Consider the following 7,691-nt stretch of genomic DNA (forward strand, 5'->3'; position numbering starts at 1 on the left):
TTCAAAGATTTCTTTTTCTTCATCTGTTAAATATATTTTAAGTTGATTTTTTCTTTATTATTAATAAGAAGATGTTTTTATAACATAAAAGACCGCAGCTTGAAACTACGGTCTAATTTTTTTGCCCATGTGTAAACCACTTGGAACTATTATTCAATTTATTCTTTTTTACAAATGTTCCCATTTTAATCCCAGTTACAGTTTTTTATCTACTGTAACCGTTGATTTTGCAAAGCTTTTAATTTTTTTGCTATTACTCCCACTCAATCGTCGCCGGTGGCTTGCCGGTAATGTCATAGACGACGCGGCTGACACCGGCGACTTCATTGACGATGCGGTTGGAGGCGCGGTCGAGGACATCGTAGGGAATACGAGCCCACTCGGCGGTCATGAAGTCGTTGGTGGTGACGGCGCGAAGACCGAGTACATAATCGTAGGTACGGTGATCGCCCATTACGCCTACGGTGGCAAGATTGGTGAGGACAGCGAAATATTGACCAATCGAACGATGCAGACCGGCATTTTTGATTTCTTCACGCCAGATGGCATCCGCATCCTGCACGATGCGGATGCGTTCGCGCGTAATGGCACCGAGGATGCGCACAGCAAGACCGGGTCCGGGGAACGGTTGACGCCAGACAAGATCTTCGGCAATGCCCAGTTCGGTTCCCACGGTGCGCACCTCGTCCTTAAACAAGTCGCGAAGAGGCTCCACTAAATCATGAAAACGAACATTCTTGGGCAGACCGCCGACATTGTGATGCGACTTGATTACTGCGCCGCCTACGCCGGACTCAATCACATCGGGATAAATCGTGCCCTGCACCAAGACATCCACTTCACCGATTTTTGCCGCTTCTTCTTCAAAGACACGTATAAACTGTTCGCCGATAATTTTACGTTTCGTTTCCGGATCGGTTACGCCGTCAAGGAGACGCAAGAATCGTTCCGATGCGTCTATGCGAAGCAAATTCAGTCCGAATTGCTCTTTGAAGACCTTTTCGACCGTATCTGCTTCCTCTTTACGCAAAAGACCATGATCCACGAATACGCACGTCAGATTCTTGCCGATGGCCTTGTGTACCAGAAGCGCTGCAACAGAAGAATCCACACCGCCGGAGAAGGCGCAAAGTGCTTTTTTTCCGGCAAGCGTCTCTTTAAGGTCGGCTATTGTCTGCGAAACAAATGTGGACATCTGCCACTGACCGGATACCTCGCAGATACGATAGAGGAAATTATGAAGGAGCTGTCGCCCATAAACGGTGTGTTCCACTTCGGGATGAAACTGCATTCCGTAAAGATGACGATGCTCGTCCCCAAAAGCGGCGACGGGACAATTGGCGGAATGGGCAATCGACGAAAAGCCTTCGCCCAAATCAAGAATCTGATCGCCATGGCTCATCCAAACGACCGAATTTTCAGGCATTTCCGCAAACAAAGGAGAAGAAAGAACAAAGGTTGTTTCGGTTTTGCCGTATTCGGGAACGCCCGCCTTGCCCACTTTTCCCTTTGTATGATGCGCAATCCACTGCGCACCGTAACAAATGCCAAGAACAGGAATGCCTAAAGACAAAATGCCTTCATCCGCCTGTAAAGCATCCGGCTCATACACGGAATCCGGTCCGCCCGTTAAAATGATGCCACAATACTGTCCGTCGCGAATCACCGAAAGCGGAGTTGTGCAAGGTTTAATCTCACAATAGACATGCTCTTCCCGCACACGACGACCGATAAGCTGTTTATATTGTCCGCCGAAATCGAGAATCAGAATCTTTTCCTGACGAAGCGTTTCTCCTTGATACATAATTCCTCCTGTTTGCACCGCACCCGCAAGGGTAGATAAAAGGAAGCTGCGAACCCTTTTTCGCCTTGCCCGATGGACAAGTTTTTCTTTCCGTTAGACATGCGACATGAAAAAAGGGCGCAACGATGTCTTTATTATATCGAATTTCTGCGTCGCGTTGGAAAGAGGCACAAAACAGACGAGTCAACCAGTCAAAGAAAAAGAGAACCCCTGTTTTGGGAAAGGATTTGGAATGCCCTGGGAAAAACGAATGCGCTATTTTGAAGACTTCACGGTTGGCGAGACCTTCTCTCTCACACCGGTTTGCCTTTCCGCAAACGACCGTTTGGCATTTTTTGCGGCCTTTGAAGGCGGTCCGCTTTCTTCCATCAATTCGCTCTTAGCGGATGCATCGGTTGCTCTGCTGCGAAATACGGCTGGTGGTTCGCTTCCTGACGCAGCGTCTTTTTCTCCGTCTCCACTCACGCTGTCCCCCTGGCATGTCGCCACTGCCGTTTGGGGAAAATGGGTTGCCACAAAGACCGATGCAGGCGGCATGGTAGCCGGCATGAGCATTGATTTTGCCCACTGGTATCGTTGCGCATCGACAGGAGATCTCCTCTTCGGTACCGTTACCATATCACGCAAACGCGTTTTTTCCGGCGGCGATGCTGGCAGGGTCTCTTTTGTGCTGGATGTTGTGGATGCGCACCAAAGGCGCATAATGGATATGGAGGTGACCGGAAAAATGCAATTGCGCTCTCCGCTCGTCCCGCGCAGTCTGCCTTCTGCTTCGCCGAAACGCCAAGAGGAAAGCGAATCGTCCGTTCTGCACGTATGGCATCCCACTCCCTTTTCTCTTACCGAAGAAGAGATTATGGCTTTCGGTCGGGCGTTTGATGATCGCCCGATTCATGTCAATCGGGAAGTCGCCGCCAAAGGTCCTTTCGGCGGCTTGATCGCCTCCGGATTGCATTCCATGGCACGTCTTCTTGGCATTTGGTGTGCCACCGTCCTGAAAAAAGAAAGTGACTTTCCGCAAGAGAATGCGCTTGAAATATGCAGCGCACGCTGGCTTTCTCCTGTGCGCCCAGCACAAACTATTGTCCCCTCCATCACCCTAACCAAAACAGAAAACGCGCCGGATGGGCGCGTGTCTCTTTATTTTATCAACCGGTTAGCGGACGAAAAGAACCGTCCTCTTTTAGTTTGTGTCTTGAAAAGCACCATGGATTCGCCGTCTTTTCCTACGAACCATTAAAAGCAAATTTCAGTGAGAGGAACTGCCGTCTTCCGTGGGAAGAGACGCTAAAAACCGATAAATCCCACCGGCATTGTTCGAAACGGTTCGATACTGGGCAGTTGCCGCTGCACGATCCGAAGCCTTCTCCATGGCGACGCTCACACCGGCATACGCCAGCATGGGAATATCGTTATCTTCATCACCAAAAGCAACCATCTCATTGGGCAAAATGCCACATTGGTCGCCATACTCCTGCAAACCTGTACCTTTGTTAATTCCCCGCACCATCGCTTCAAAATAGGTTTCCGCGGAAAAGGCACCATAGATTTCCGGTTCGTAGTCATCTTTCACCATCGCCTGGGCTTTAAGAATCAAGGCGCGGTCGCCTAAGATACACGCCTTCACAGGCTCTTCGGGAAGTGGCATGCATAAATCATACTTTTCCACTTTCATCGCCGTCACTTTTTCAATGTGTTCCAGCCCCTTTTCCATGGGCATACCAAAATATGTTAGACCTTCCCGCTTCGGCAAGTCTACATAGACCCTCTCTCTGCCATAGGCAATCAACGTCAGCAAGAACGGCTTCCAAAGCGAAAAATAATGCTGCGCAGTAGGAATCGGCAAGGTGTGCCGCCACAACTCGCGTTCTGTTCCCAACTGATACGCATGTCCGCCATTTGCCCCGATGACAACGCCCTGATGGCGATCCATCTCCAATTCGCGCGCATAAGGCAGCATACTCTGAATCGGTCGTCCGGAAATCAGCGTCAGCCGAATGCCCTGCTTCTGCCAGGCAATCAGCAGCTCCTTGGTACGTGGTTCAATCGTTAAATCCGACTGCAATATTGTCCCATCCATATCCGATGCAATAAGCCGCAGCGGATGGCCATTGGGAAGGAAAATTGTCTTCATCGTTCCTCTTTTCTTGCTTTTTCACGCTCTTCTCTAAGGGGACATCCGATGTGTCGCCTCGGCGTGACCTCCATTGTTATTTTCTCCTTCGTCAGTATACCAAACTTCACCCGCGTCTTTTGCCGGAAACCGCACAAAAGAAGAGAAATAACGCAAAGTTTACCTGTTTCTAACCGAGAGGAACCCGTTTCCGCTGACAAAGGATATAATAAAAAAAACAGCGACGCTTGCCATCGAAAACGAAACTGGGTCAAATTGTTTCGTCTCTTTCATGGGAAAGCACGACAATAGACGGAGGCAATATGGACGAAAACAGCAAAAAGAAAACGGAGCAAAAGGCGCCGAGTCATCCGCAGAAGAAAATCGACACCAGTTTTACCCAAAATCGTGAGCTCTCGTGGTTGGAGTTTAATCGCCATGTCTTGCAGGAAAGCACCGATTCACGCGTTCCTCTCTATGAGCGCTATAAATTTATCGCCATTTTCACCAGCAACTTGAGCGAATTTTTCCGCGTGCGTGTCGGCTCTTTGATGAACCTGCGTGAATGGAAGCGCAACGCAGTGGACAACAAAACAGGATGGACCGCTGAGGAACAGCTCGCGCACATTTTTGCGGAAATGCCAAAACTCTATGCCGAACGCGATGCCGCTTTTGCGCAATTAAGCCATGCGCTGGAGCTTGCCGGTGTACATCACAAGCGCATGGAAAGTCTGACAAAGTCGGAAGCCAAGTTCATTGCCAACTACTACGAAGCAAATGTTCTGCCTCTCCTCTCGCCTCTCATTATCAACGCGCGTCATCCCTTCCCTCACATGATCAACCAAATGCTTTATGTTTTCTGTGATGTGGAAGACGCGAAAGGCACCGATTATTATGCGCTCATCGGCGTACCGACTTGGATTCCGCCCATTGTCTTTCTGCCCGACGGCTGCTCGTTCATCTTGTTGGAAGAAATCATTATGGAGCAAGCGGCGGCACTGCTCGGCGGCTTCAAAATCATCGACTCCGCCGTCATCTCCCTCACGCGCAATGCCGATATTGACTTAGATGACGGGATTGATGAAATCGAAGGAAATCTCTTGCAAGCCATGAAAAAGGCGATTAAGAAGCGCAATCGTCTCGCTCCAGTACGTCTGGAAATTCAGGGAACGCTGCCCAAAGCCTCGATTAAATTCTTATTAAAATACCACGGCCTGGACAATGCGCAAGTCTATTACAGCAAAGCCCCATTACGGATGAAGTACGTCTTTGCCATAGAAGACATATTGACACCCAAGCAAAAAGATCAGCTTTGTTATCGTCCCTTCTCTCCGCAGCCATCCCCGATGTTTTTGCCCGATGTGCCCATCATTGACCAGGTCTGTCAAGAAGATAAGCTGCTGCATTATCCGTATGAATCCATGGAGCCGTTTCTGCGTATGCTAAAAGAGGCGGCGCAGGATCCGACGGTCATTTCTATCTCGATTACCATCTATCGTATGGCGTCCATTTCCAAGGTGGCAGAGTATTTGTCTCTCGCCGCGGATAATGGTAAGGATGTTCTGGCGATGATGGAACTGCGCGCCCGTTTTGATGAAGAAAATAATATTGACTATTCAGAGCGCTTAGAACAGGCAGGCTGCACGGTCATTTACGGCATTGAAGAATATAAAGTGCATTCCAAAATTTGCCATATTACGCTCTATCGGGAAGGAAAAGTGCGCACCATCACCCAAATCGGAACCGGCAACTACAACGAGAAAACTGCTAAACAATACACCGATTTAAGCTATTTCACTGCGGACGAACGCATTGGTGCCGATGCCGGTCTCTTTTTCAAGAACATGCTTATCAGCAAGGCGGATGGTCGCTATGATAAATTATGCGTCGCGCCCACAGGCATCAAGCCGATGCTTATGACGCTGATTGATCGCGAAATCTTACGGGCGAAAAAGGGAGAAGAAGCACGAATCGTTCTCAAATGTAATTCCGTCACAGAACGCGATTTAATGGATAAGCTATCCGAAGCCTCCTGCGCCGGCGTGCATATTGTGATGATTGTTCGTGGTATTTGCTGCCTTCTGCCGGGGGTTGCCGGAAAAACGGAAAATATACGGGTATTTTCCATCGTCGGTCGCTTTTTAGAGCATCATCGCATTTACTGCTTTGGTGCAAATCGAGAGGATATGTACATTTCCTCGGCAGATCTGATGACCCGTAACTTGGTGAATCGCATCGAAATTGCCGTGCCCATCCAGCAAGATGCCATTCGTCAACGTATCCGTCATATTCTGGATGTCTTCCTATCCGACGATACCAAAGCGCGTGAGCTGTTATCGGACGGCACGTATCGTCATGTACAAGGAACGAAGGGCATTTCCGCTCAAGCTCGCTTTATGGAAGAAGCGGAAAACGCACCGAAAGCGAAAGAAAAACCTGCGCCGAAAGCAAAAGAGAAACCCTCTCTGGAAACGAAGGAAAAGCCTGTACCAAAAGCAACGGAGAAAAACGGTCTATGGCAAAGAATAAGAACCTTTTTCCATCACTGATTGTACAGAGAATCCTCTTTTCGGCATTAAATAGGCGCGCCGTGCTTCGGGCATGGGCAAAACGATCTTACTTTTTACGATCCCGCCTTCCCTCGGCACGGCGTTTTTGAAAAAAAGAGCGTAGTAATTTAGCGGAGGCGTCGGCGTAAATACCGGAAGTGACCGGAAAATCGTGAAGATTGTGGCTGTGACCGAGAATAGAAAACTGGGATCCGCAACCGCCGCGTTCCGGATCATCCGCGCCGTAAACCAGACGACCGAGTCGCGCATGAAGCATTGCTCCGGCGCACATGGCGCACGGTTCCAGCGTGACATAAAGCGTCATGTCGGTAAGCCGTCTTCCGGAACGGCTGGCGGCATCCTCCAAAAGCAACAGTTCGGCGTGTGCAAGACCATTATGGTCACGCTCAACGCGATTTACAGCTTGTGCCACCACGATGCCGCGATGCACCAAAATCGCACCAACCGGCACTTCGCCGACAGCCGCCGCGCGACGCGCAAGCCATAATGCCCGACGCATGTAATAGCGATCGATTACACGGCGCGGAAAACAAACCACCGCCATGGGACGCTTTTTCCCCTTCGGACCGCGCAATACTTTTTTTAATGGCGCAACGCGCAGAAATCGCATCTTGTTCTCTTTCTATTCTTCTTGTCTGTCGCGTTTGAGAAGCGGTAGCAAATATTTTCCGGTATAAGAGCCTTTTACCTGACAAACCTCTTCCGGCGTGCCCTCTGCGACAATCTGTCCGCCGCCGTCTCCCCCTTCCGGACCAAGGTCAACAAGGTAATCGGCGACTTTAATGACATCCAAATTATGTTCGATCACCACAATCGTGTTGCCCTGTTCAATGAGCCGCGCAAACACCTTGATGAGCTTGTCGATATCCGCAACATGCAGTCCGGTTGTCGGTTCATCCAAGATATAAATCGTATTTCCCGTAGAAACTTTGCCCAACTCCGCCGCCAACTTCACACGCTGCGCTTCACCGCCTGAAAGTTCTGTCGAGGGCTGCCCGATCTTTAGATAGCCTAATCCCACATCCACGAGCGTTTGCAATTTGCGCGCAATGCCTTTGTGGTTGCGGAAAAATTCCAATCCCTCTTCAATCGTCATCTCCAATACATCAGAGATCGTCTTCCCACGATAATGCACCTGCAGGGTTTCCTGATTATACCGATGACCATGACAAACTTCGCAGGGAACATAGACATCCGGAAGAAA

Annotated in this window: 5 protein-coding genes and 1 pseudogene; 2 read left to right on the top strand and 4 right to left on the bottom strand. The window is 49.5% G+C overall.

All coding sequences use genetic code 11. The features are described 5' to 3' along the window. Positions 1-253: 253 nt before the first annotated feature. Entirely contained in the window at positions 254-1,804 is a 1,551-nt protein-coding gene (gene guaA / locus RDL68_RS05530) for a glutamine-hydrolyzing GMP synthase (protein ID WP_308540685.1), read from the bottom strand. 232 nt (positions 1,805-2,036) lie between these two features. On the opposite strand from guaA, the gene RDL68_RS05535 reads away from it, so the two are divergent. Beyond that, a complete protein-coding gene (locus RDL68_RS05535) occupies positions 2,037-3,044 on the top strand; it encodes a MaoC/PaaZ C-terminal domain-containing protein (protein WP_308540686.1) in 1,008 nt (335 codons plus the stop codon). Between the two features lie 9 nt (positions 3,045-3,053). Here the strand turns inward: RDL68_RS05535 and RDL68_RS05540 are convergent, their stop codons facing one another. Then, on the bottom strand, positions 3,054-3,938 hold the full coding sequence (locus RDL68_RS05540; RefSeq protein WP_308540687.1) for a Cof-type HAD-IIB family hydrolase: 885 nt from the start codon (positions 3,936-3,938) through the stop codon (positions 3,054-3,056). 302 nt (positions 3,939-4,240) lie between these two features. Between RDL68_RS05540 and ppk1 the strand changes: the two genes are divergently transcribed. Next, entirely contained in the window at positions 4,241-6,466 is a 2,226-nt protein-coding gene (gene ppk1, locus RDL68_RS05545) for a polyphosphate kinase 1 (protein ID WP_308540688.1), read from the top strand. A gap of 67 nt (positions 6,467-6,533) precedes the next feature. Here the strand turns inward: ppk1 and tadA are convergent, their stop codons facing one another. Together tadA and RDL68_RS05555 are read right to left on the bottom strand one after the other, a co-directional pair. Beyond that, positions 6,534-7,097 carry a tRNA adenosine(34) deaminase TadA gene (gene tadA, locus RDL68_RS05550; RefSeq protein ID WP_308540689.1) on the bottom strand — a complete coding sequence of 188 codons (564 nt, stop codon included), beginning with the start codon at positions 7,095-7,097 and terminating at the stop codon, positions 6,534-6,536. Between the two features lie 12 nt (positions 7,098-7,109). Continuing rightward, positions 7,110-7,691, bottom strand: a pseudogene (locus RDL68_RS05555) (excinuclease ABC subunit UvrA); the annotation flags it as partial.

The organism is uncultured Murdochiella sp., from assembly GCF_902488755.1.
GTDB lineage: Bacteria > Bacillota > Clostridia > Tissierellales > Peptoniphilaceae > Murdochiella.